Genomic DNA, 22868 nt, shown 5'->3' with positions numbered 1-22868 from the left:
CTTGGCTCCGGTGGCAACTTTTCGATCAGGTTCTGAGGCGAGTCTGTATAGGCGTTTGCACTGATTCTTGGCGATGAGCTGGATTCCCTTAGTCCCCTCCGAACTGCCCGGCCCGGCGCCCTTGGCGGGGCGTCGGGTCGAAACGGGCTCGCCCTTGTTTCCCAAGCCGGAAGGGACATGATCATCGCTCTTCCGCCGCCGCCGCCCAGACTGTCATGACAACCGGGAGCCTGCCATGCCCAAGATCGACCTCGTCGCCGTCCCCGAGCACCAGGGCTCGGGCTACCCGCCGCCCTTCGATGCTCCTTGCGCCGAACGGGTGCGGCAACGCCTCGGCGATGCCGGCCGCCTCCAGGATTTCGGCATCAATCTCATGCGTCTGCCGCCGGGGAACTGGTCGAGCCAACGTCACTGGCATACGGCCGAGGACGAATTTGTCTATGTGCTGCAAGGCGAGTTGATACTCGTCGAGGATGGCGGCGAAACGATCCTGCGCGCCGGCGATTGCGCCGCCTTTCCCAAGGACTCCGGCAACGGCCATCACATGATCAACAGATCCGGTGCCATGGCGGTCTATCTCGAAATCGGCTCACGCTCGCCTGCCGACGTGATCTATTGCTCCGACATCGACATGATGAGCCCGAGTTCCGACGGTCGCTTCCTGCACAAGGACGGCACGCCCTATTCTAAGGCCTGACCCGCCGGACCATTCCCGGGAGGATGGACAGGATGGCCGGCGGCCGTCATTCGGACCCGTGCAAAGCCGGGCCCTGAGGTGCGATAGGCGGGAGGAGAATGGACGCGGGCTCCGCGAGCCGGCTCTGGCCCGTTTCAGCCGTCCGAAGCAGGCTGTCCTGCCTGCGCGTGTGACGATGCAACCTGCTCGGCAAATTCCGCCATCAGAGGCTGATACATCTCCGGCGGCGGATATTCAGCATAGCTGTGGCGGGCTGATGTCGATGCCCATGCGAGCTTCTCGGCCGTACAGGTTTCGATAAAGGGCTCGGTCCACACCGCCTCGGCCAGCATGGTCGGGCGGATGTTGACGAAGAAGTCCAGGTCCTCAGGCCTGGTGAACAGCCAGCTCTTGCAATGCGGACAGAAATAATGTCGTGACGGGCCGTGGAGTCCGCCGATCACCGGCTCCCCGCGGGTCACGCGAAACCCTTCCGTGGGAATTGCCGCACTCAGCGAAAAGGCGCTGCCGCTCATCTTCTGGCAGCCGCGGCAATGACACGCCATCGTCATTAGGGGCGGCGCGGTGACCTCGAACTGGACCTGCTCGCAGCGACAGCTTCCGATCATGTGCATCGTTTGGCTCCGTGTGGGTATTCCCAGTGGTCTCAAATTTGAGACCTCCTTGCCACGTCATGGTTACGACGGTTGGCCATCCTGCTACTGCGCCAATGAGGGAATGTCGAGGACAGGAGCTCACGGCAACCCGGGCTTCGTCACCCCGCAGATTCTGCCTCGCTGCTGCCTTCCGCATCGACCTCTCCCAGCCAACCCTCGAACAGCGTGACGATGGAATCATGATAGCGGACGTCGGGACCGGCCTCGAGCCCGAGCCTGCGGGCGATCCTGATAGAAGCAGCGTTCTCCGGCGCGATGATCGCCGTCACCCTCCGGCCCGGATGCACGCTACGCGCCCAGTCGAAGGCCGCCCGGCTGGCCTCCAAGGCGATGCCCCGGCCATGGGCGTGGGAGGCGAACACCCAGCCCGCCTCCAGCGAGCCCACCAGGCTCGGCTCGATGTCGCGCATGGCGTCCTGGAAGCCGGTCATGCCGAGATAGCGCCCGTCTGCCTTTTCGATCACCGAGAAATAGCCGAAGCCGAAGAAGTGCCAGGTGCCATGGGCCTGCAGAAAGCGCTGCCACATTTCCTCCCGGCTGCGCTTCTTGCCCGAAATATGCCTGTAGACTTCCGGCTCGGCCCACATGGCGGCATGGGGCTCGAAATCGTCGAGAACGGGCTTGCGCAAGAGCAGGCGCGGCGTCTCAATCATCGTAAAATCTCGCTCTTCTATGAAATCACCCTGTGACGCCACTGCCGACCGGCGCCCGAAAACCCATCAGACCTTGATCCGCCACCCGGTACGGAAGATCACCGCGATCGCGACCAGGCACAGCAGCATGAAGACCAGCGTCATGCCGAGGCTGAGCCCGAAGTCGACATCCGAGACACCGTAGAAACTCCAGCGAAAACCGCTGACGAGATAAAGAACCGGATTGGAATGGCTGACCCCCTGCCAGAAGTCAGGCAGCATCTTGATCGAATAGAAGCTGCCGCCCAGAAAGGTCAGAGGCGTGATGATCAGGGTCGGCACGATCTGCAGCTTTTCCCAGCCATCCGCCCAGATGCCGATGAGAAAGCCGAACAGGCTGAAGGTCACCGAAGTCAGCACCAGAAAGGCCAGCATCCAGAACGGGTGCTGGATGGAATAATGCGAAAAGGGCCAGGCGGTGATCAGGATGATGCAGCCCAGCAGGATGGATTTGGATGCCGCCGCGCCGACATAGCCGATGACGATCTCCACCACCGAGACCGGGGCCGACAGCACCTCGTAAATGGTGCCGATGAATTTCGGCATGTAGATGCCGAAGGAGGCGTTGGAAATGCTCTCGGTCAGGATCGCCAGCATGACCAGGCCGGGCACGATGAAGGCGCCGTAATTCACGCCGCCCACCGTGGGCATGTGGCTGCCGATGGCCGAGCCGAACACGATGAAATAGAGCGAGGTCGAGATCACCGGTGAGGCGATCGACTGCAGAAGCGTGCGGAAGGTGCGCGACATCTCGAAGACGTAGATCGCGCGAATGGCGTGAATGTTCATCAGTGCGCCCCCACCAGGCTGACGAAGATGTCCTCGAGCGAGGACTGGCTGGTCTGCAGGTCCTTGAAGCCGATGCCGGCTTCGCCGACGTCGTGGAGCAGGCGCGAGAGCACTTCCGGATCGTCCTTGGCATCGAAGGTGTAGATGAGCTGGTTGCCGTTGTCGGCGATATCGAGGCGATAGGCGGCGAGATCAGCCGGCACCGCATCGAGAGGCTGCTGCAGGCTGAGGGTGAGCTGCTTCTTGCCGAGCTTGCGCATCAGCTCGGCCTTGTCCTCCACCAGGATGATCTCGCCCTTGTTGATCACGCCGATGCGATCGGCCATCTCCTCGGCTTCCTCGATATAGTGGGTGGTGAGGATGATGGTCACGCCGTTCTCGCGCAGCCCGCGCACCATCTCCCACATGTCACGGCGCAGCTCGACGTCGACGCCCGCCGTCGGCTCGTCGAGGAAGAGGATGGTCGGCTCGTGCGAGAGCGCCTTGGCGATCATCACGCGGCGCTTCATCCCGCCCGACAATGCCATGATCTTGCTGTCTTTCTTCTCCCACAACGAGAGGTCGCGCAGGATCTTTTCCAGGAAGGCGGGGTTGGGTGGCTTGCCGAACAGGCCGCGCGAGAAATTCACCGTCGCCCACACCGTCTCGAAGGCATCGGTCGACAGTTCCTGCGGCACCAGGCCGATCTTGGTGCGGGCGGCCCTGTAATCTCTGACGATGTCGTACCCGTCGGCACGGATCGTGCCGCCCGAGGGATTGACGATGCCGCAGATGATCGAGATCAGCGTGGTCTTGCCCGCCCCGTTCGGGCCGAGCAAAGCGAAGATCTCGCCGCGGCGCAGGTCGAGATCGATCCTTTTCAGGGCCTGGAAGCCGGACTTGTAGGTCTTGCTGACGCCGGACACTGCGACGATGACGTCCGCAGCGGACGGTGAATTGTTGGCTTTCATGAGTGCCTCCCTGCGGGGAAATGGCGCCTTTCCAAACCAAGCGCAACCATGTTTCTTGAAAGATAGTGCGGAGTGGGAGGGGTCTTAGGGGGAATGAAGATGGTTAGCCATGGCCTGAAGGCAGGCTTGTTCGGCGCGGCTTTCACCGCGATTTCAGTGTTCGGCTCAGCGGGCGCCCGCGCCGAGGGGAGCGCCCCTGCCGACACGGTTTATCTCAACGGCACGATCTATACGGCGGACAGCAAGGACAGCGTGGCCGGGGCCCTGGCCGTGCGCGAAGGGCGCATCGTCTTCGTGGGCAGCGGCGGGGATGCCAAGCCCCATATCGGCCCACAGACCAAGGTGATCGATCTCGGCGGCCGCATGGCCATGCCCGGCCTGATCGACGGCCACATGCATCCCCTCGGCGGCGGCAAGAGCCTGACGGGCTGCAATCTCGCCTATGCCGCCCTCACGCTGGACCAGACCCTGGCGGCCATCCAGGCCTGCCTCGACCAGGAGACCAAAGCGGGAGACGATGACTTCCTGATCGTCAACAACTGGTTCCGCCAGAAGATGCTGCCCGCAGGCACCGACATGGCCCGCGGCGAGCTCGACAGGCTCAAGACCAAGCGTCCCATCCTGGTGATCAATTTCGACTATCACTCCAAGCTCGCCAACAGCCGGGCCCTGTCGCTCGCCAAGGTTAGCAAGGACACGCCGGATCCCAAGGACGGCAAGATCGTCCGTGACGCCGCCGGCGAGCCGACGGGCATGCTGGAGGATGGCGGCGACGCACTGGTGATGGCGGCGATGCCCAAGCTCTCGCCCGAACAGGAGGCGGAGCAGAATCTCGCTTTCGGGCGCACCGCCCTCGACGCCCTGCGCAAGGGTGGCATCACCAGCTTCCTCGAAGCGGCGGCCGAGCCGGGTGAGATGAACGCCTGGGCCACCTTGCAAAAGCGGGGCGAACTGACCGCGCGTGCCCATCTGGCCCCGAAAATTGCTACCGATACCGACCAGACGGCCGAAGCCCTGGTCAAGACCGTCAGCGACTACGCGGCTCGCTTCGATCAAGGACCGCTGCGGCCAGAACCGGGTATCACGCTGCGCAACGCCAAGATCTTCATGGACGGCGTCATCCAGGCGCCGGCGCAGACGGGCTATACGTTGGCTCCCTATTTCGTCAACAAGGGCAGCGCCGACAAGCCGGACTGGCAGCCGGGAACGGTGAGCGGCTCGCTCTATGTCGCGCCCGACCTCCTCTCGCCTTTGCTGATCGGGCTCGCCGAGGCGGGAATCGATCCTCATCTGCATACCGATGGCGATGGCGCCGTCCATGTCACGCTCAATGCGATCGAGGCGATGCGCGCCAAGGTGCCCGGCAAGGACATCCGGCCAGCGCTGGCGCATAACGAAATGGTCGACCCGGCGGACCTGCCGCGTTTCGCCAAGCTCGGCGCCATTCCCGTCCTCTCCTTCCAATGGGGCGCGGCTTCGCCCGACCAGGTGGCCTCGATCAAGGAACAGGCCGGGCCGAAGCGCCTGCCCTTCGTCGAACCCTATGGGCAAATCTACAAGGCGGGCGCCCGCGTCGCTTTCGGCAGCGACTGGCCGGTCGATCCGCTCAACGAATGGTATGCCTTCCAGATCGCCGTCACCCGCAGCGACCCCAGCAATCCGGGCCGGCTCAATGCCGATCCCGGCCTGACCATCGGCCAGGCGCTCAGGGCGGCCACCATCGACGCCGCCTATGAGCTGCATCAGGATGAGGTCACAGGCTCGCTGGAGCCGGGCAAGTTCGCCGATTTGATCGTGCTCGACCGCAATCCGCTCAAGATCGCGCCGGAGGAGGTCTCCAAGACCAAGGTGCTGCTGACGGTGGTCGGCGGCAAGGAAGTTCATCGGGCAGAGGAGTTCAAATAGGGGGCAGTCGTGGCGGATTAGCCAGGCAACTCCCGCAGGGAATGGTGCCATTCTCTCCCGCACATGGGAAAGAATGGCACCGACCTTGCCGAATGGCGAAGCATTCGGCTACCAATCTTCGTCCGACAAATCCAGGCAGAGGAAACCCCGCCGCATGGCCTCCGTTGATGTCATCGACGTCAAGAAATCCTATGGCACCCAGAAGGTCATTCATGGCGTGTCTGTCAGCATCGAGGACGGCGAATTCGTCACCCTGGTCGGGCCTTCCGGCTGCGGCAAGTCCACGCTGCTGCGCATGATCGCCGGCCTCGAGCCGATCACCGAGGGAAGCCTCAAGATCGGTGATCGCTTCGTCAACGACCTGCCGCCGCGTGATCGTGATATCGCCATGGTATTCCAGAGCTATGCGCTCTACCCGCATAAGACCGTGGCCGAAAACATGGGCTTCGCGCTCAAGATCCGGAAGACGCCGAAGACCGAGATCGACGAACGGGTGAAACGGGCGGCTGAGATCCTCGATCTCGGCCCCTATCTGGCGCGCTATCCACGCCAGCTCTCCGGCGGCCAGCGCCAGCGCGTTGCCATGGGCCGTGCCATCGTGCGCGCGCCCCAGGTGTTCCTGTTCGATGAACCGCTTTCCAATCTCGACGCCAAACTGCGCGTGCAGATGCGCGCCGAGATCAAGGAACTGCATCAGCGCTTGAAGACCACCACCATCTATGTCACCCACGACCAGATCGAGGCCATGACCATGGCCGATCGCATCGTGGTGCTGCATGACGGCATCATCGAGCAGATCGGCTCACCCCTCGAGCTCTATGACCGGCCGGCAAACCTGTTCGTCGCAGGCTTCATCGGTTCGCCCGCCATGAATTTCATCAAGGGCCGGCTGGAAACCAGCCCGACGCCACGCTTCGTCACCGATGACGGCATGGAGTTGCCCGTATCAGCCGTTCCGGCGGGGGGCGAGGGCCGGCGTGTCGTCTACGGCATCCGCCCCGAGCATTTTTCCCTCGGCGGCAGCCTGCAGGCCAGGATCAGCGTGGTGGAGCCCACCGGTGCCGAAACCCAGGTCTTCGCCCAGCTCGGCGAACAGCGGGTGCTCGGCGTCTTCCGCGAGCGGGTGACGGCCGGCTCGGGCGAAATCCTGGCGCTCCAGCCCGATCTTGCCGCCGTGCATCTTTTCGATGCCGAGACCGGTTTGAGGCTGAACTGAGATTTCCGGGTGCACGGACGTCCCGTCCGTTCTTGGAGCGATCGCGCTCATTGCAGAAAAAGAACGGGCAAGATGCCCGTGCACCCGGAATGGTCTGACCTTTTTGTTGACGAGCAAACGAGGCCTTCCTAGCATCCGCACACTTCGCCACAACCAACCGTTGTCGGAGCGGTTCGAAGAAACGTCCCTGCTGCGAAACAGCCAAGAATAAAACAAGCCATTCAGAACGGGAGAATCGACGTGAGAACGGAAGACTACAAGAATCTCCTCGCCCTGCAGGCGAGCCGCCGCGGGCTGCTCAAGGGCGCCGCCAGCGTCGGCGCTCTGGCTGCGATGGGCAGCCTGGGCGTCACCGCCGCCATCGAGCCGGCCCTGGCGGACGAAGCCAGCGACCTGCGCGCCAAGATCCTGCAAATCCCGGGGGTCGGCAAGGGGTCGCCCACCGATGCGGACTGGCAAAAGGTCGGCGAACTTTGCCTCAGCGCCACCAAGGCCTCCATCAAGGAAGGCGAGTTCAAGGGCGTCGAGCTCTCCTTCATGGGGCTCAACAACCAGAACCTGCACAACCTCCTGTTCCGCGGTTTCCTCAAGCCCTGGGAGGCCTATACCGGCGCCAAGATCAACTGGATCGATCTCGCCCAGGCCGACTACAACCCTCGGCTGCAACAAGCCATCGCGACAGGCACGGTCGATTTCGACCTGCTCGAGATGGGGGCGCCCTTCGAGGGCGACGTCTGCGGCAAGGGCCTTGCTTCGGAAATGCCTGACTGGGTGAAGAAGCAGATCGACATGGACGATCTCGTCTCCTACCTCAAGCCGCCCGTCGGCACCTGGGACGGCAAGCAGTATCGCGTTACCATTGACGGCGACACCCACAATTTCAACTACCGCACCGACTACTTCAAGGACGAGGCCCTGGCCAAAGCCTGGAAGGAAGCCGGCAACACCACCGAATGGGCAGCGCCCCGCACCTGGCAGCAGGTGCAGGCGGTGACCAAATTCCTCAAGGGCAAGCAGGTCGACGGCCAGGATGCCTATGGCTATCTCGACGCCTGCAAGGCATGGGGCGGCTTCGGCTTCTATTTCCTCGGCAGCCGCGCCACCGCCTATGCCAAGCACCCCGACGACAAGGCCTGGCTGTTCGATATCGACACCATGAAGCCGCGCATCAACAACCCGGCCTGGGTGCGCGCCATCCAGGACGTGCTCGACGCCCTACCCTCCGAGCCCGCCGACCAGCTGAACGCCGACCCCAACACCACCGGCTTCCAACAGTTCCTCGGCGGCACCGGCTCGATGTGCGTGTGGTGGGGCGATATCGGTTCCAACGCCAAGACCAATGATTCATCGGTCATCGGCGACAAATGCGGCTTCGACATCCTGCCGGGCTCGGACGATGTCTACAATGCCAAGACCGGCAAGTGGGACAAGCTGGCAAGCGGCCCGAACTTCGCACCCAACCTCGCCTATCTCGGCTGGGGCGTCTATGTGATGGCGCGCGTCGACAAGGACGAAAAGAAGCACAAGGCCGCCTGGAGCGCCGCCGCCCATCTCGGCGGCAAGGATCTGGCGCTGTGGACGGCGGTCTATCCCTCCGGCTTCCAGTGCTACCGCAACAGCCAGCACAATATCGAGGAGTGGGTGGCGGCCGGTTACGACAAGACCTTCATCTCCAACTATCTCGACTCGCAGTTCAACTCCTACAACCACCCCAACGGAGCGATCGAGCCGCGCATCCCCGGCATCTTCCAATATTACAGCCTGGCCGAGGACATCCTCGCCAAGATCTATGCCGGCCAGCTCAAGGCCCAGGAAGGCGCCGACCAGATCGCCGCGGCCTGGGAAAAGCTGACCGACCAGATCGGCCGCGAGAAGCAGATCAAGCTCTACAAGGCCTCGCTGGGACTGCAGGGTTAAGCACCCCACGCCGATAAGGTACCTTCTCCCCTTGCGGGACCTGGCACTTTCCATGAAAGTGCCTTGGGTTCCGGCAGGGGGATGAGGGGTCTTGCGACCAATGCTGAGCCTGGAGCAGCCACCCCTTATCCGGCGCTTCGCGCCACCTTCTCCCACAAGGGTAGAAGGTGGGAGTCGCGCTTTTCAATCTCGTTTCGCGTCCTGGGGATCTGATGCCGCCGACCTCGTCTGCAACCGCCACGCGCGCCTCCTCCTCCATCTCAGGCAGCCGCATCCTGCTTGGCCGGCTGCTGATCGGCCTGGCCTCCGTTCTCCTGATCGTTGCCGCCCTGGTGCAGTTCCTGCATGAAAAACAAGGCTTGGCTTTCGGCTTCGACAATTGGCGGCCCGTGCTCTACGCCTTCGTGCTGTGGTCGATGGCGCTCGGCGTCGGGCAGGTACTGATGCGAGGGGAAGCGGGCGAGCGCGCTTTGTTCATCCTGCCGGCCGTGCTGTTCACCGTGGCGATGGTGATCTTCCCCACCATTTTCGGCTTCTACATCGCCCTGACCGACTGGAACCTCTCCTCCTTCGCCGGCCAGCGCTTCAACGGCCTCGACAATCTCGTCGCGCTCTTCCACGACGCCGATTTCTGGAACGCCCTCGCCAACATGGTGTTCTACGTGCTGATGGTGCTGGTGGAATATGCCATCGCCTTCGGCCTCGCCCTCCTGCTCAACGCCGAGATCAAGGCCCGCAAATTCTTCCGTGTCGCCTTCCTCCTGCCTTTCATGCTCAGCCCCGTGGCGGTGAGCTGGATGGTCGGCAAGTCGATGATGGAATATCGCTACGGGCCGGTGGCCAAGCTGATGCGGGAACTGGGCTGGAAGAGCCCCTCCTTCTTCACCGATCCCTGGATCGCCCGCCTCTCGATCGAGGCGATGGACGCCTGGGTTTCGATTCCTTTCCTGATGATCCTGCTGCTGGCTGGCCTGCAGGCCCTGCCCAAGGAAGTGATGGAAGCCTCCAAGATCGATGGCGCCTCCGGCTGGCAGCAGTTCAAGGAGATGATCTTCCCCCTGATGCTGCCCGTCTCGATCACGGCGATCGTGCTGCGCATCATCTTCAAGCTCAAGCTCGCCGATATCGTGATCAACACTACCTCCGGCGGGCCCGGCGGGGCAACGGACACGGTATCGAGCTTCATCTACCGCGAGTATCGGGACCGCTCGAATGTCGGCTACGGCACCATGCTGGCGATGTTCTATCTGGTGGCGATCATCGTCGTCGTCACCCTGCTTTTGAACGTTGCCAACCGCTTCATACAGCGCAGCAGTTGACCGGGAAGAGATCGACATGACGACGACAGCCATCCCGACCGCAGCGCCCCGCGACACCGCCTTCCGCCTGACCACCGTGCTCAGCCGCGTGCTGATCTATGGCGCGCTGATCGCCTGGGCCTTCATCTGCCTGTTTCCGATCTACTGGACGCTGACCACCTCGATGAAATCGGCTGTTGATGTCACCCAGGGGCATCTCATTCCCTGGCTCGACTTCCAGCCTGATTGGAAGGGCTGGCGCTCGCTCGGCCTTTCGCCCGATACGCTCGGCTCGACCTCGACGGTGCGCTCGGAATTCCTGTCGCGCTTCTTGAACAGCGTGATCACCTCGCTCGGCGCCTCGCTGCTCGCCGTGGTGATCGGCTCCTTGGCCGCCTATGGCCTCAGCCGCTTCCAGTACAAATTCGGCTGGATGCGCAACCGCGACATCTCCTTCTTCTTCCTGTCTCAGCTGATCCTGCCGCCGGTGGTGCTGGCCCTGCCCTTCCTGGTGCTCTACCGCGAGCTCGCTTTGCTCGACACCCGCATCGGCTTGATCCTGCTCTACACCCTCACCGTGCTGCCGATCGTGATCTGGATCATGCGCGACCAGTTCGACACTATTCCCACCGAACTCGACGAAGCCGCTTTGGTCGACGGCCTGTCGCTCTGGGGCGCCTTCTGGCACATCATCCTGCCGATCGCTCTGCCCGGGATGGTAGCGGCCTTCATCCTCGCGCTGGTGCTGACCTGGAACGAATATTTCTTCGCGGCCTTGCTGACCTCCTCGGATGCCAAGACCCTGCCGGTGATGGTGGCGAGCCAGACCGGCTCGCAGGGCATCAACTGGTGGTCGATGGCCGCGCTCGCCACCACGGCGATCGCCCCGCTCGCTTTGATCGGCATCTTCCTGGAGCGCTACATCGTCAAGGGCCTAACGGCCGGCTCGGTGAAGTGACGGGCAGTGCCCGGCCGAAATCCGTCGCTTTGCGATAAGGGCGTCACCGGTGGTCTGGTAGCTTCCGACCATCCACAACAGGAGTAATCGATTTGGCCCATCCCACCGTTTTCAAGTTTCCCGCTCCCGGCGCCGACCCGATGACCACCGACCTCGAAGGTTGGGTCGTGCGCGCCGGCTCGCCGACGATGAAGACCTGGGTGCAGCACACCTCGGCGGACGGAAAGATCATTTCGGGCACCTGGGCGGCGACACCGGGCACCTATCACGCCACCTATTCGGCCTATGAGTTCGTCCATCTCATCGAGGGCGAGATCATCATCACGCCCGACGGCGGCGAGGCGGTCACGCTCCGTCCCGGCGACGCCTTCGTCATCGAGGCCGATTTCAAGGGCGTGTGGGAGATCACCAAGCCCGTGCTGAAGCATTTCGTGGTGCAGGTCTGACAATACCAGGCGCGGCCGCGGCGTTTCTGCCACGGCCGCGCCATCGAAAGGCTTACGTCAAAGTTTCCTGTATCCGACCATCAAAAGTCTCTTGACGCCATCCTCGCCGCAGCGCATACGGGCTGCGGGACATTCCTCCCCAACGAGGAACGCCCATCTGCGAGGATGGAGACATCGCGATGACACTACCAGTGCCAGCGGCCAAGCCCGCTGTAGTTAACTTTTCGTCCGGCCCCTGCGCCAAGCGCCCCGGATGGACCCCCGACTCCCTCAAATCCGCCGCCCTCGGCCGTTCGCATCGTGCGAAGCTTGGCAAGACCAAGCTCGAACAGGCGATCGAACTGACCCGTGACGTGCTCGGCGTGCCGGCGGACTACCGCATCGGCATCGTGCCGGCTTCCGACACGGGTGCCGTCGAGATGGCGCTGTGGTCGCTGCTCGGCGCACGCGGCGTCGACGTGGTGGCCTGGGAGTCCTTCGGTGCCGAATGGGTCACCGACGTCGTCAAGCAGCTGAAGCTTGAAGATGCCCGCATCTTCAAGGCCGGTTATGGCGATATCGTCGACTTCGGCGAGATCGACGCCAGGAATCGCGACATCGTCTTCACCTGGAACGGCACCACCTCCGGCGTGCGCGTACCGAACGCCGACTGGATCCCGGCCGACCGTGAAGGCCTCACCATCTGCGACGCCACCTCGGCCGCCTTCGCCCAGCGCCTCGACTGGGCCAAGCTCGACGTTACGACCTTCTCCTGGCAGAAGGCCCTCGGCGGCGAGGCTGCCCATGGCATGCTCGTCCTCTCCCCTCGTGCCGTCGCCCGGCTGGAGAGCTATACACCGGCCTGGCCGCTGCCCAAGATCTTCCGCCTGACCAAGGGCGGCAAGCTGATCGAGGGCATCTTCAAGGGCGAGACCATCAACACGCCGTCGATGCTCTGCGTTGAGGATTACCTCGACGCGCTGAACTGGGCCAAGGCCACGGGCAGTCTCGACGGGCTGATCGCCCGCGCCGACGCCAACCTCGCCGCCATCGAGCGCTTCGTCGAGAAGACGCCCTGGATCGACTTCCTGGCCAAGGATCCGGCCACCCGCTCCAACACCTCGGTGTGCCTGAAGGTGGTGGACGAGAGGGTGGCGGCGCTCGCTCCGGACGGACAGGCTGCCTTCGCCAAGGCGCTTTCTTCGGCCATCGAGGCGGAGAAGGCCGGGCTCGACATCGGCTCCTATCGCGACGCCCCTCCGGGCCTGCGCATCTGGTGCGGCGCCACGGTGGAGACCGCCGACGTCGAAGCCCTGATGCCCTGGCTCGACTGGTCGTTCCACAAGGCGATCGCCACACTCGGCTGATACTGGAGCGCGGACATCTCAGCGACATGACCTCATGTCGTGATATCCGCTCTTCCTTGGACCCTCTCCGTTTCAAAATGCGGACATCACGACATGAGGTCATGTCGCTGAGATGTCCGCGCTCCGCAGGAGCCTCCCCATGACCGCCCCCAAGGTTCTCATCTCCGACGCCCTGTCCCCCGCCGCCGTCCAGATCTTCAAGGATCGCGGCATCGAGGTCGATTTTCAGCCTGCCCTCGGCAAGGACAAGGACAAGCTCGCCGAGATCATCGGCAATTATGACGGCCTCGCCATCCGCTCGGCCACCAAGGTCACCGCCGCCATCCTCGCCAAGGCCACCAATCTCAAGGTGATCGGCCGCGCCGGCATCGGCGTCGACAATGTCGACATCCCGGCCGCCACGGCCCGCGGCGTGATCGTGATGAACACCCCCTTCGGCAATTCCATCACCACCGCCGAGCACGCCATCGCCATGATGTTCGCGCTGGCCCGCGAGATTCCCGCCGCCGACGCCTCCACCCAGGCCGGCAAGTGGGAGAAGAACCGCTTCATGGGCGTCGAGATCACCGGCAAGGTGCTCGGCATCATCGGCTGCGGCAATATCGGCTCGATCGTCGCCGATCGCGCCGTCGGCCTGAAGATGCGCGTGATCGCCTTCGATCCCTTCCTGAGCGCCGAGCGTGCGCTGGAGCTCGGCGTCGAGAAGGTCGAGCTCGACGACCTGCTCGCCCGTGCTGAAATCATCACTCTGCACACGCCGATGACGCCGCAGACCCGGAACATCCTGTCGCGCGAGGCGCTGGCCAAGACGCGCAAGGGCGTGCGCATCATCAATTGCGCCCGCGGCGGCCTGGTCGACGAGGAGGCGCTGGCCGAGCTCCTGAAATCGGGTCATGTCGGTGGCGCTGCCTTCGATGTCTTCATCGAGGAGCCGGCCACGGCGAACCCGCTGTTCGGTCTGCCCAACGTGATCTGCACGCCGCATCTGGGCGCCTCCACCTCGGAAGCCCAGGAGAACGTCGCCTTGCAGGTCGCCGAACAGATGTCGGACTATCTGTTGCGCGGCGCCATCTCCAATGCCGTCAACTTCCCCTCGATCACGGCGGAAGAGGCCCCGCGCCTGAAGCCCTATATCTCGCTTGCCGAAAAGCTCGGCTCCTTTGCCGGCCAGCTCACCGAGACCGACATCAAGACCATCCGCATCGTCTATGAGGGCGATGTCGCCCATATGAAGATCAAGGCGCTCACCTCCGCCGCGGTGGCGGGTCTGCTGCGTCCGGCTCTGGCCGACATCAACATCGTGGCAGCTCCCAGCGTGGCGCGCGAACGCGGTATCGTCATCGAGGAAACCACGCGCGAAAAGACGGGCGACCACGACAGCCTGATCACGCTCGAGGTCGAGACCGAGAACCTGACCCGAGCCGTGGCCGGCACCATCATCGCCGGCACCAAGCCGCGCATCGTGCAGATCAAGGGCATCAATGTGGAGGCGGACCTCCTGCCGCGCATGCTCTACATCACCAACCATGATCGCCCCGGCTTCATCGGCCGCATCGGCACGCTGCTCGGCGAGAACGGCATCAACATCGCCCATATGCAGTTCGGGCGCGATTTCGAGGGCGGCAATGCCATCGCCCTGGTCGGTATCGACCAGGTGGTGAGCGAAACCCTGCTCAAGGAAATCAACACCATCCCGAACGTGGTGCAGGTGAAGGCGCTGACCTTCTGAGGCTACGATAGCCATCTACGATCGGCCGGTGCCCACTGTGTTGAACGGGGGCACCGGCAAGGATGGGGACGACATGGCTGGGGTAACATTGTGGCGTCCCGTCGGTCCGGCGGAATTGGGGCTGATCCAAGCGAGCGGCATGAAGACGTTTCCTCCGCGCCTGCCCGATCAGCCCATTTTCTATCCGGTAACGGCGCGGGCCTATGCCGTGAAAATAGCGCGAGACTGGAATGTGCCGGCCAGCGGGTCCGGCTTCGTGACCCGTTTTGAAGTCGACCAGACCTTCCTTGAACGCTATGCGATCCAGGATGCCGGCGGCAAGGATCATCAGGAATACTGGATCCCGGCGGAGGATCTTCCCGCCTTCAATGCCGCCATCGTCGGTGGAATCGAAATCGTCGACTCCTTTCCCTGAGCGAAGCCCGGCTCAGGCGGGTTCGTGCCGAGAAATGTTCGAGGCACGCATACCAAACGCTTCATTTTGCCGCCCCAATCCCCATCTTGTATGGATCATTACTCTTTCCCGCCGGCCCGCGGACTGCTAAACCCGGTCGCGGCAAAATGTGATCACAGGTGAGCGATGCGTCTCCTCGTCGTCGAAGGCAATGTCCGTGCAGCGCGTGAACGTCACCGCGCGACCTACGGCCTTACGCCGTCGGAATCCTATGCGGCAGTGCTGAAGAGCCTCGCACCGGATGCAGTCTGCGACATCGCGATGCCCGCCGACGAAGGCACCAACCTGCCAGATGCGGCAGGCCTGGAAAGCTATGACGGCGTCGTCATCACCGGCTCCGGCCTCAACATCTGGAAGGCCGAGCCGGAATCGATGCGCCAGGTCGAACTGGCCCGCGAGGTCTACAAATCCGGCACGCCCTTCTTTGGCTCTTGCTGGGGCCTGCAGGTCGCCACCGTCGCCGCCGGCGGTTCGGTGCGGGCCAATCCCAAGGGTCGCGAGGTCGGCATCGCGCGCGACATCACGCTGACCGCCGAGGGACGCGACCACCCTCTCTACACCGGTAAGGCACCTGTTTTCACCAGCCCCTGCGTGCATGGCGACGAAGTCGAAGCCCTGCCCGAGGGCGCCATTGTGCTCGCCAGCAATGCGGTGAGCGACGTGCAGGCTGTTGACATCAGCCATGACGGCGGCCGCTTCTGGGGCATTCAGTACCATCCCGAATTCTCGCTCAACGAGTTGACGGTGATCATGCGGCGCTACAAGCCGACCTTGCTCGCCGAGGGCTTCTTCCGCGACGACGAGGCTGTTGATCGCTGGGTGGCCGATCTGGAGGCGCTGGTCTCCGACAAGCGCCGCACCGATATTTCCTGGCGCTACGGCATCGGCCCCGACATCCTCGACGCCCGCCGCCGGCTGAGGGAGATCGAAAACTTCATCGAGCTGCGCGTGAAGCCGGTGATTTCCGAGCGCGGTCGCGGATGACCTGAAATTGCCGCATTCGATCGGTGCTGTGTCTCCGATCGCAATGCAACTTTGGTGTGCCGATCTCCTGATCGGCACACCATGCTTCCGGCGCCCTTGTTCCCGTCGATACAGCCTAACGTTGCGGCCGCCATCGCGCCGCAATCCTGCTTTCCCATGGCGGTCCCGCAATGGAGATCCGTCATGTCCGCCGTCCCTCGCCTCGCTCTTACCGCCTTTCTGCTACTGGGCACCACGCCGGTCTTCGCGGGAGATCTGGGGGTGCAGTCGAAGATCGATGCCGTGGCTGTCTATCCCGACGGCGCGACGGTGACGCGCATCATCGAGTTCGACATTCCGGCAGGCGAAACCGTGCTGGTTACCAAGGACCTGCCCGTCGGTCTCGATGCCGCCTCGATCCGTGTCGACATGCGCGAGGCTGCCGGCGTCTCGCTCTCGGGAACCGATCTCGCCGACGCTCTGCTTGACGGTCCCGTTCCCGATGCCGCTGCCACCGGGGCCCTGCGCGATCTCAAGGACAAGCGCGAAGGCCTTGCCGGGATCGGCAAGGCTCTGCTGGCCAAGCGCGGCCTGATCGAGCGTTTTGCCAATGGCGCCACCTTCAACGCCACGAAGGAAGGCAGCAATGTCACCGCCCTGCGCGGTGCCTGGAATGCGGTCGGCGACGATATGACGGAGGTCAACGAGGCGCTGCGCCAGAATGCCGTCAAGATCCGCGACCTCGACGAGGAGATCGCCAAGCTCCAGAGCCAGCGCGACGGCCGCCCGGAGGGCCAGAAGCGCACGCAACTTCGCCTCTCAGTCAATGCCGAGCAGGCCGCGAAAGGCCGCATCGCCGTCTCCTATCTGATCGGCAATGCCGGCTGGTCACCGCTCTACGATGCCCGGCTCGACAGCGAGAAGGGTGAGCTCGAACTCGTCAGGCGAGCCAAGGTCACGCAAGCGACCGGCGAAGATTGGAGCGACGTTGCGCTCACCATCTCGACCGCCCGAGCCACTTCGGGCGCCGCGCCTCCCAAACTCGCCAGCTATGTCCTCAATTTCCAACCCGACTATTTTGCACTGCCGGTCGACGCCCTGGCCCGCAACCGCGCTGAAGAGAGCGAGGCGCGCCCAGCGCCGCCGGCTGCCGTGGCAAAGCAAGCCCAACCGAGGCCGGGACGGGAAACCGAGGCGAAATTGAACACGGCCGGCTACCAGAGCGTGTGGACCCTTCCGGCCCGCGCCAGCGTGCCCTCGGGCCCCGGCTCCAAGGCGCTGCGTCTCGCCTCCGCCAAGCTCACCCCGGACATCGTGGCGCGAGCCGTGCCCTCCCTGCAGCAGACGGCCTTCCTCGAAGCCAGTTTCAGCAACGGCGAGGACACGCCGCTCTTCCCGGGTTCCGTCTCGATCTATCGTGACGGCCTCTATGCCGGCCAGACCGCCATGCCGCTCGCCACCAAGGGAGAACCCGTCCGCCTCGGTTTCGGTGCCGACGATCGCATCAAGGTGGAACGGGCCGTGACGCGCAAGGTGGAAAGCAATACCGGCATCACCCGCCCCACCACCAGCGAAAGGCGCGACTACAAGATCAGCCTGCGCAATGGCCGCCCCAACGCCATCAAGCTCTCGATCGAGGAAGCCCTGCCGGTGGCCGAAAACAAGGACATCAAGGTGGAGGCCTCAGCCCAGACGACGCCGCCGACCCAGCGCGATGCCGACAATCGTCGCGGCGTGCTGGTATGGACGGTGGATCTCGCCGCTGGTGCCACCAAGGATATCAATTTCGGCTACAAGGTCACCTGGCCGGGCGCCGAAACGATCAACCTGGATTGAGCCCTATAAGAATAGAGCGCGGACCAGCCTTCTCCCCTTGTGGGTATCGTCCACTCCACTTGGAGTGGACCGGGTGCCCCGAAGGGGCGGATGAGGGGAGATACACCACTTTGCAGAGGACGAGCTGACACCCTCTCATCCCCTTGCCAGGATCCAAGGCACTTCCGCTGGAAGTGCCAGGTCCCGCAAGGGGAGAAGGAGAACGCCATAATTTACTCTCAAGCCGTCTCGACCAGCAGCGCGTCCAGGGTCTGGCCGGCGGACGTCGCCTGGATGGAGGCGACATAGCCGGCATAGAGCTTGGCGAATTCCATATGCTCGGCAAGGCCAAGCTTGGCGAAGGGGCTGGTGCGCAGGAGGTCGAGCGGATTGCCGCCGCGGACGAGCTCCCAATCTTGCTCGCTAAGGCGCGGCTCCACCACATCGAACGCCTCGCCCCTGTCGTCCTTGCCGGTCAGATAGGCCCCGAAACAGGCAAGGAAAAAGGCTTCGCGCCGGAGATCGCCGCCGTCGGCCAGCAGCATCTCCAGCGTCCTGGAGTGGAAGACCGGGATCTTGGCCGTGGTGTCGAAAGCGATGCGCAGCAACTGATCGTTGATCGCTGGATTCGAGAAGCGCTCGAGTACCGCGTTCTTGTAGTCCTCCAGCGAAACGCCCTTCGGCCCCTCGATGCGTGGAATGGCATCGCGGTCGAGGAAAGTCTCAAGCAACCGATGGAGGCGCTTGTCGCCCAGCGCCTCATGCACGATGCGATAGCCCATGAGAATGCCGGGCATGGCGAGCAGGATGTGCGAAGCGTTGAGCATGCGCCCCTTCATGAATTCGAAGGTCGGCACGTCGTCGCGCATTTCCACCCCGACTTCCTCGAAAGGCGGGCGTCCGGCGCGGAAGTCGTCCTCCAATACCCATTGGCTGAAGGTTTCACCCAGGGCCGGCACGGCGTCGTCGATACCGCTGCGCTGGTTGAGGCGATCCTTCACCTCGGGCGGGATCTGGGGCGCGATGCGGTCGACCATCGAGTTCGGGAAGTCGACCTCGGCCTCGATCCAGGCCGCGAGTCCGGCATCACGGGCGCGGGCGAAGGAAACGATCGCCTTGCGCGCCGTATCGCCATTGTGCCGGAGATTGTCGCAGGACATCACCGTGAAAGGTCCTGTCCCCTGCTCTCGCCGGCGGCGCAAGGCCTCGACGATGAAACCGAAAGCCGTGCACGGGGCGCCACCGGCCAGGTCGAGGGCGACCTCCGGGGTATCGAGCTTGAACACACCGGTGGTCTCGTCGAGATTATAGCCGCCCTCCGTGATCGTCAGCGAGGCGATGCGGGTATCGGCATGGCTGAGGCGCGTCAGCACCGCTTCGGGATCGTCGGGCGCATGCAGATAATCCACCATGGCTCCAACAACCCGAGTGTTCGCCGAACCGTCGGGTGCATATTCGGTGACGGTATAGAGGCAGTCCTGGCCACGATAGGCCTCGGCCTTGGCGCGGGTGGCCGGGGCGTCGATCAACTCGACGCCGCAGATGCCCCAGCCCTCATTGCCGGGCCGATGCAGGCAGCGATCGACATAGACGGCCTGGTGGACCCGATGGAAATTGCCGAGGCCGAAATGCACGATACCCGGGCGCACGGCGGAACGATCATACCCGGGAACGGCGATGGCAGCGCCGAGGTTTCCAAGGGTTTTCAAGGAAAGCTTCTTCAAGATCGTCTCCATGATGGCGGCGGCTGCCGCGACCCGGCGCCGTCTGACGTGAGGTCGAGCCGGCAAGACGAGCCTGCCCGAGCCTCCATGCTGGGGTTGGTGGATCCCGGATCGGGAACGGGGCTGCCCCTCCTGTTCTCGTCCGGCCGTAGCGTTTTGCGATTTGGTGGAATCACCAAGAATCGCAAAGATGCGTTCAAGCAAAGAACTAAGGCAAACCAGCGTTTCCGCCGAAACGCCCCTTGCTCTAGGAGCGGCAACGCCTGACCGCAATTCGAAGGCGTGCCTGCAACAACGCCATACTTGGCCTTGCTTCCCAGATTTTGGCAAGAGCTTGTTGCAGGCGATCATTTTATCCATGTCGAAAATTCGTTTGCACACTAACGAATTTTCCCTAAAATTATCACCTCCACCGTGGATCGGTTCTAATTCACGCAATTCCTTGTTTATTTATTTGATTGCCAGATTATTTGCGGATATCTCCACGGTGAGAATGAGTGACGACCTAGGCAGAGTTTCCTGGCGAGGCCCCCGAATGGGCCTCGCCAGGAAACTCTGCAGATGTTTGATACCTTGCAGCTCCTCCTGATCGCGGCCATGCCCGATCTGGAGGAAGCTGCTTAGCGGCGAGGCAGCCAGGATGAGCAATTTCAACGAAGAACGGGTTCTGAGCGTTCATCACTGGACCGACAAGCTGTTCAGTTTTACCACGACGCGTGATCCGGGCTTCCGCTTCGAGAATGGTCAGTTCACCATGATCGGCCTGCCGGTCAATGGCCGCCCGCTGCTACGCGCCTATAGCCTGGTCAGTGCCAATCACGAAGAGACGCTCGAATTCTTTTCCATCAAGGTGCAGGACGGGCCGCTCACCTCCCGCCTGCAGCATCTCAAGGAAGGCGATGCCATCATCGTCGGACGCAAGGCCACCGGCACGCTGCTGCTCGACAATCTCAAGCCCGGCCGCCACCTCTATCTCGTCGGCACCGGCACCGGCCTTGCTCCCTTCCTCAGCCTGATCAAGGATCCGGAGACCTATTCCCGTTTCGAGAAGATCGTGCTGATCCATGGTTGCCGCCAAGTCCAGGAACTGGCCTATGGCGAACGCATCACCCATGAGCTCCCCGCCCATGAATTCCTGGGCGAGTCGGTCCGCGAACAACTGATCTATTACCCCACGGTGACACGCGAGGCCTTCCGCAACACCGGCCGCATCACCGACCTGATCAAGTCCGAAAAGCTGTTCGAGGATATCGGCTTGCCGCCGCTCGACATCGAGCAGGATCGCGTGATGATCTGCGGCAGCCCCGAAATGCTGCGTGATCTCAAGGTCCTGCTGGAGGAGCGCGGCGCTGTCGAAGGCAATCATGGCGAGCCAGGCGATTTCGTGATCGAAAAGGCCTTCGTGGACAAGTAGGCTCGGCGTCCGACACCCGATTCGCCGCCAGGATGCCATGACCGATTACAGACTGGACGATCAGATTGGCTTCATTCTGAGGCAAGTCTACCAGAGGCATGCCGTTCTGTTTTCCGATGGTCTGGGTGAGGATCTGACGCCGATGCAATGGGCGGTGCTGGCCAAGCTCGCCGAGCTCGGCACCTCCTCCCAGAATCTCCTGGGCCGGCTCACCGCCATGGATGTCGCCACCGTCAAGGGGGTGGTGGAGCGGCTGTCTCGTCGCGGCCTGATTGAAACGAGGCCCGACGCCGAGGATCGCCGCCGCCTCGTCGTCTCCCTGTCGGCCTCCGGGCAAGCCCTTTATGCCCAATTGGTGGCCCGGGCAGCAAAGGTAACCGACCAGACCCTGGCACCCTTGAGCGAAACCGAGCGGGACGCCCTGCTCGGCCTGCTGGGCAAACTGCGCTAGACCGCCGCCCGCCCGCCAACACTGCCCGCACCCATGCCAAGGCTCGCTTCCATCGCCGCCGGAATCAAAATCGTACCTCTGAGCGACAGCAAGCTTGCGTTGGTGGGCGATGAATGCATTCTAGGTTATAAAACTGGGCGTTCGCAACCAGCCTGGGCAAATACTCGGAGGTATGGGACATCATGAGCGACCTGGGAGACCTGCAAAACCGCAAGCTCGACCTCGCCACCCGCGCCGCCTGGCTCTATTATATCGACGGAGCGACCCAGGACGAGATCGCTACCCAATTCGACATTTCGCGCCAGAGCGTGCAGCGTCTGGTCGCGCTCGCGGTCTCGGAACGGGTGATCGAGTTCCGCATCCAGAGCCCCATCGCCGAATGCACAGCCCTGGCCAAGCAATTGCGCGAACGCTACGGACTGACCATCTGCGAGGTCGTGCCGAACGGCCTGCATGATCCCCTGGCGGCCGTGGGCCTGGCCGCCGCGCAGATCCTCGAGACCCAGTTCGGTCAGCGCGGTTCGGGTGTTTTCGGCTTTTCGACCGGCCGTACTCTGCTGCGCATGGTCCGCGAGATCTCGGCCAAGCCGCGCCCCGATCTCAAGATGGTGTCTATCGTCGGCAACGCCGCCCGTGATGGCTGTGTCAGCCCCTTCGAGATCGCCATGCGCCTAGCCGACAAGCTCGACGCCAAATGCTACCCGCTGCAAATGCCGGTGCTCGCCGACACCATCGAGCATTGCCAGTCCCTGCGAAGCCAGCCGGTACACACTCTGCTGCAGGAACTGGTGGAGACGGCACGGGCCGTCTATGTCGGCGTCAGCGACGTCAGCTACGGCTCCCCGATTCACCAGGACGGTTTCGTCCTGGAATCGGAGATGCATTATCTGCTTGAGAACGGCGCAATCGGCGAAATCGCCGCCTGGCCCTTCGATCGTAACGGCCGCATCTTGCAGAATGATTATACCGAGCGCCTCCCCGGCTTCCGTCCCGACCGGCTCGCCCGCCTCGTGCCGGTGGTCGGCGTCGCCGCCGGCCAGCGCAAGATCGCCCCGATCCGCGCCGCCCTGAACGGCGACCTGCTTTCCGGCCTGATCACCGATGAACAGACGGCGGCTGCCCTGCTCGAGCAGTCCTAAAGCAAATCGCGTTCAGGCTTAAGGCTTCTTCGCGCTACCCCTGCTTCCAAGCCAACGGATTGGCTCGAGCGTCTTTACGATTCTTGACGACTCCGGCACATCGCCAGCCCCCCTGCTCCCACCCAACACCAGCGACAGCACGAGCGCACGGAACGCTTCCGCGCCCGCTGGCACCTGTCTGCCCACTGGGTGCCATCCTGACGCATGAGGCGGCTTGACATTAAGCTGCGTCGCTGAGAATATGCCCTCGTATTGGGCGTCTGCCCACGCCCACAAGCCGTGACAAGCGGCGCGCAACTTTTACGGGAG

Annotated in this window: 20 protein-coding genes; 15 read left to right on the top strand and 5 right to left on the bottom strand. The window is 63.2% G+C overall.

Annotated features, from left to right (window positions below):
* The first annotated feature begins 235 nt into the window (after positions 1–235).
* Entirely contained in the window at positions 236–697 is a 462-nt protein-coding gene (locus ACR9ZN_RS08280) for a cupin domain-containing protein (RefSeq protein WP_434959865.1), read from the top strand.
* A 134-nt stretch (positions 698–831) separates the two neighbouring features.
* Here ACR9ZN_RS08280 and ACR9ZN_RS08275 read toward each other — a convergent pair whose 3' ends face one another.
* The 4 genes from ACR9ZN_RS08275 to ACR9ZN_RS08260 all read right to left on the bottom strand — a co-directional run bounded on the left by ACR9ZN_RS08275 (position 832) and on the right by ACR9ZN_RS08260 (position 3784).
* Positions 832–1311, bottom strand: a complete 480-nt coding sequence (locus tag ACR9ZN_RS08275) for a GFA family protein (protein ID WP_454819141.1) — start codon at positions 1309–1311, stop codon at positions 832–834.
* A gap of 140 nt (positions 1312–1451) precedes the next feature.
* The gene (locus tag ACR9ZN_RS08270; protein WP_481271870.1) at positions 1452–2006 is read right to left on the bottom strand and encodes a GNAT family N-acetyltransferase; all 555 of its coding nucleotides are present in this window, start codon (positions 2004–2006) and stop codon (positions 1452–1454) included.
* Positions 2007–2072: 66 nt separating this feature from the next.
* Positions 2073–2834: an ABC transporter permease gene (locus ACR9ZN_RS08265; RefSeq protein WP_434959868.1), complete on the bottom strand. Its 762-nt coding sequence runs from the start codon at positions 2832–2834 to the stop codon at positions 2073–2075.
* On the bottom strand, positions 2834–3784 hold the full coding sequence (locus ACR9ZN_RS08260) for an ABC transporter ATP-binding protein (RefSeq protein WP_441771537.1): 951 nt from the start codon (positions 3782–3784) through the stop codon (positions 2834–2836). Before ACR9ZN_RS08260 ends, ACR9ZN_RS08265 begins: the two co-directional genes overlap by 1 nt.
* A gap of 93 nt (positions 3785–3877) precedes the next feature.
* Here ACR9ZN_RS08260 and ACR9ZN_RS08255 point away from each other — a divergent pair, with 93 nt between their 5' ends.
* The 11 genes from ACR9ZN_RS08255 (at position 3878) to ACR9ZN_RS08205 (ending at position 17852) form a co-directional block, all read left to right on the top strand.
* Entirely contained in the window at positions 3878–5689 is a 1812-nt protein-coding gene (locus tag ACR9ZN_RS08255) for an amidohydrolase (protein WP_481271869.1), read from the top strand.
* A gap of 154 nt (positions 5690–5843) precedes the next feature.
* Positions 5844–6905 carry an ABC transporter ATP-binding protein gene (locus ACR9ZN_RS08250; RefSeq protein WP_434959871.1) on the top strand — a complete coding sequence of 354 codons (1062 nt, stop codon included), beginning with the start codon at positions 5844–5846 and terminating at the stop codon, positions 6903–6905.
* A 240-nt stretch (positions 6906–7145) separates the two neighbouring features.
* Positions 7146–8822 (top strand): substrate-binding domain-containing protein, encoded by a 1677-nt coding sequence (locus ACR9ZN_RS08245; protein WP_481271868.1) that lies wholly within the window; start codon positions 7146–7148, stop codon positions 8820–8822.
* Between the two features lie 212 nt (positions 8823–9034).
* On the top strand, positions 9035–10141 hold the full coding sequence (locus tag ACR9ZN_RS08240) for a carbohydrate ABC transporter permease (RefSeq protein ID WP_481271867.1): 1107 nt from the start codon (positions 9035–9037) through the stop codon (positions 10139–10141).
* Between the two features lie 16 nt (positions 10142–10157).
* A complete protein-coding gene (locus tag ACR9ZN_RS08235; RefSeq protein WP_434959874.1) occupies positions 10158–11078 on the top strand; it encodes a carbohydrate ABC transporter permease in 921 nt (306 codons plus the stop codon).
* A gap of 140 nt (positions 11079–11218) precedes the next feature.
* Positions 11219–11524: a cupin domain-containing protein gene (locus ACR9ZN_RS08230; protein ID WP_434961305.1), complete on the top strand. Its 306-nt coding sequence runs from the start codon at positions 11219–11221 to the stop codon at positions 11522–11524.
* Positions 11525–11703: 179 nt separating this feature from the next.
* The gene (locus tag ACR9ZN_RS08225) at positions 11704–12870 is read left to right on the top strand and encodes a phosphoserine transaminase (RefSeq protein ID WP_454819150.1); all 1167 of its coding nucleotides are present in this window, start codon (positions 11704–11706) and stop codon (positions 12868–12870) included.
* Positions 12871–13009: 139 nt separating this feature from the next.
* Positions 13010–14599 carry a phosphoglycerate dehydrogenase gene (gene serA, locus ACR9ZN_RS08220; RefSeq protein WP_434959876.1) on the top strand — a complete coding sequence of 530 codons (1590 nt, stop codon included), beginning with the start codon at positions 13010–13012 and terminating at the stop codon, positions 14597–14599.
* A 73-nt stretch (positions 14600–14672) separates the two neighbouring features.
* A complete protein-coding gene (locus ACR9ZN_RS08215; protein WP_454819377.1) occupies positions 14673–15014 on the top strand; it encodes an ADP-ribosylation/crystallin J1 in 342 nt (113 codons plus the stop codon).
* A gap of 165 nt (positions 15015–15179) precedes the next feature.
* Complete coding sequence (locus ACR9ZN_RS08210; RefSeq protein ID WP_434959878.1) at positions 15180–16037, top strand: type 1 glutamine amidotransferase; 858 nt, start codon at positions 15180–15182, stop codon at positions 16035–16037.
* 183 nt (positions 16038–16220) lie between these two features.
* Entirely contained in the window at positions 16221–17852 is a 1632-nt protein-coding gene (locus tag ACR9ZN_RS08205; protein ID WP_454819153.1) for a mucoidy inhibitor MuiA family protein, read from the top strand.
* A 218-nt stretch (positions 17853–18070) separates the two neighbouring features.
* On the opposite strand, the gene ACR9ZN_RS08200 is transcribed toward ACR9ZN_RS08205, so the two are convergent.
* On the bottom strand, positions 18071–19555 hold the full coding sequence (locus ACR9ZN_RS08200) for a mannitol dehydrogenase family protein (protein WP_481271866.1): 1485 nt from the start codon (positions 19553–19555) through the stop codon (positions 18071–18073).
* A gap of 640 nt (positions 19556–20195) precedes the next feature.
* Between ACR9ZN_RS08200 and ACR9ZN_RS08195 the strand changes: the two genes are divergently transcribed.
* The 3 genes from ACR9ZN_RS08195 (at position 20196) to ACR9ZN_RS08185 (ending at position 22559) form a co-directional block, all read left to right on the top strand.
* A complete protein-coding gene (locus ACR9ZN_RS08195) occupies positions 20196–20969 on the top strand; it encodes a ferredoxin--NADP reductase (RefSeq protein WP_434959881.1) in 774 nt (257 codons plus the stop codon).
* A 37-nt stretch (positions 20970–21006) separates the two neighbouring features.
* On the top strand, positions 21007–21420 hold the full coding sequence (locus ACR9ZN_RS08190; protein WP_434959882.1) for a MarR family winged helix-turn-helix transcriptional regulator: 414 nt from the start codon (positions 21007–21009) through the stop codon (positions 21418–21420).
* 182 nt (positions 21421–21602) lie between these two features.
* A complete protein-coding gene (locus ACR9ZN_RS08185) occupies positions 21603–22559 on the top strand; it encodes a sugar-binding transcriptional regulator (protein ID WP_434959883.1) in 957 nt (318 codons plus the stop codon).
* The last annotated feature ends 309 nt before the right edge of the window (positions 22560–22868 follow it).

The sequence above is a fragment of the Labrys sp. HAY1-8F genome, assembly GCF_056754975.1.
The sequence above is the reverse complement of the archived record's forward strand: the minus strand, read 5'-3'. Positions and strand labels throughout refer to the sequence as shown.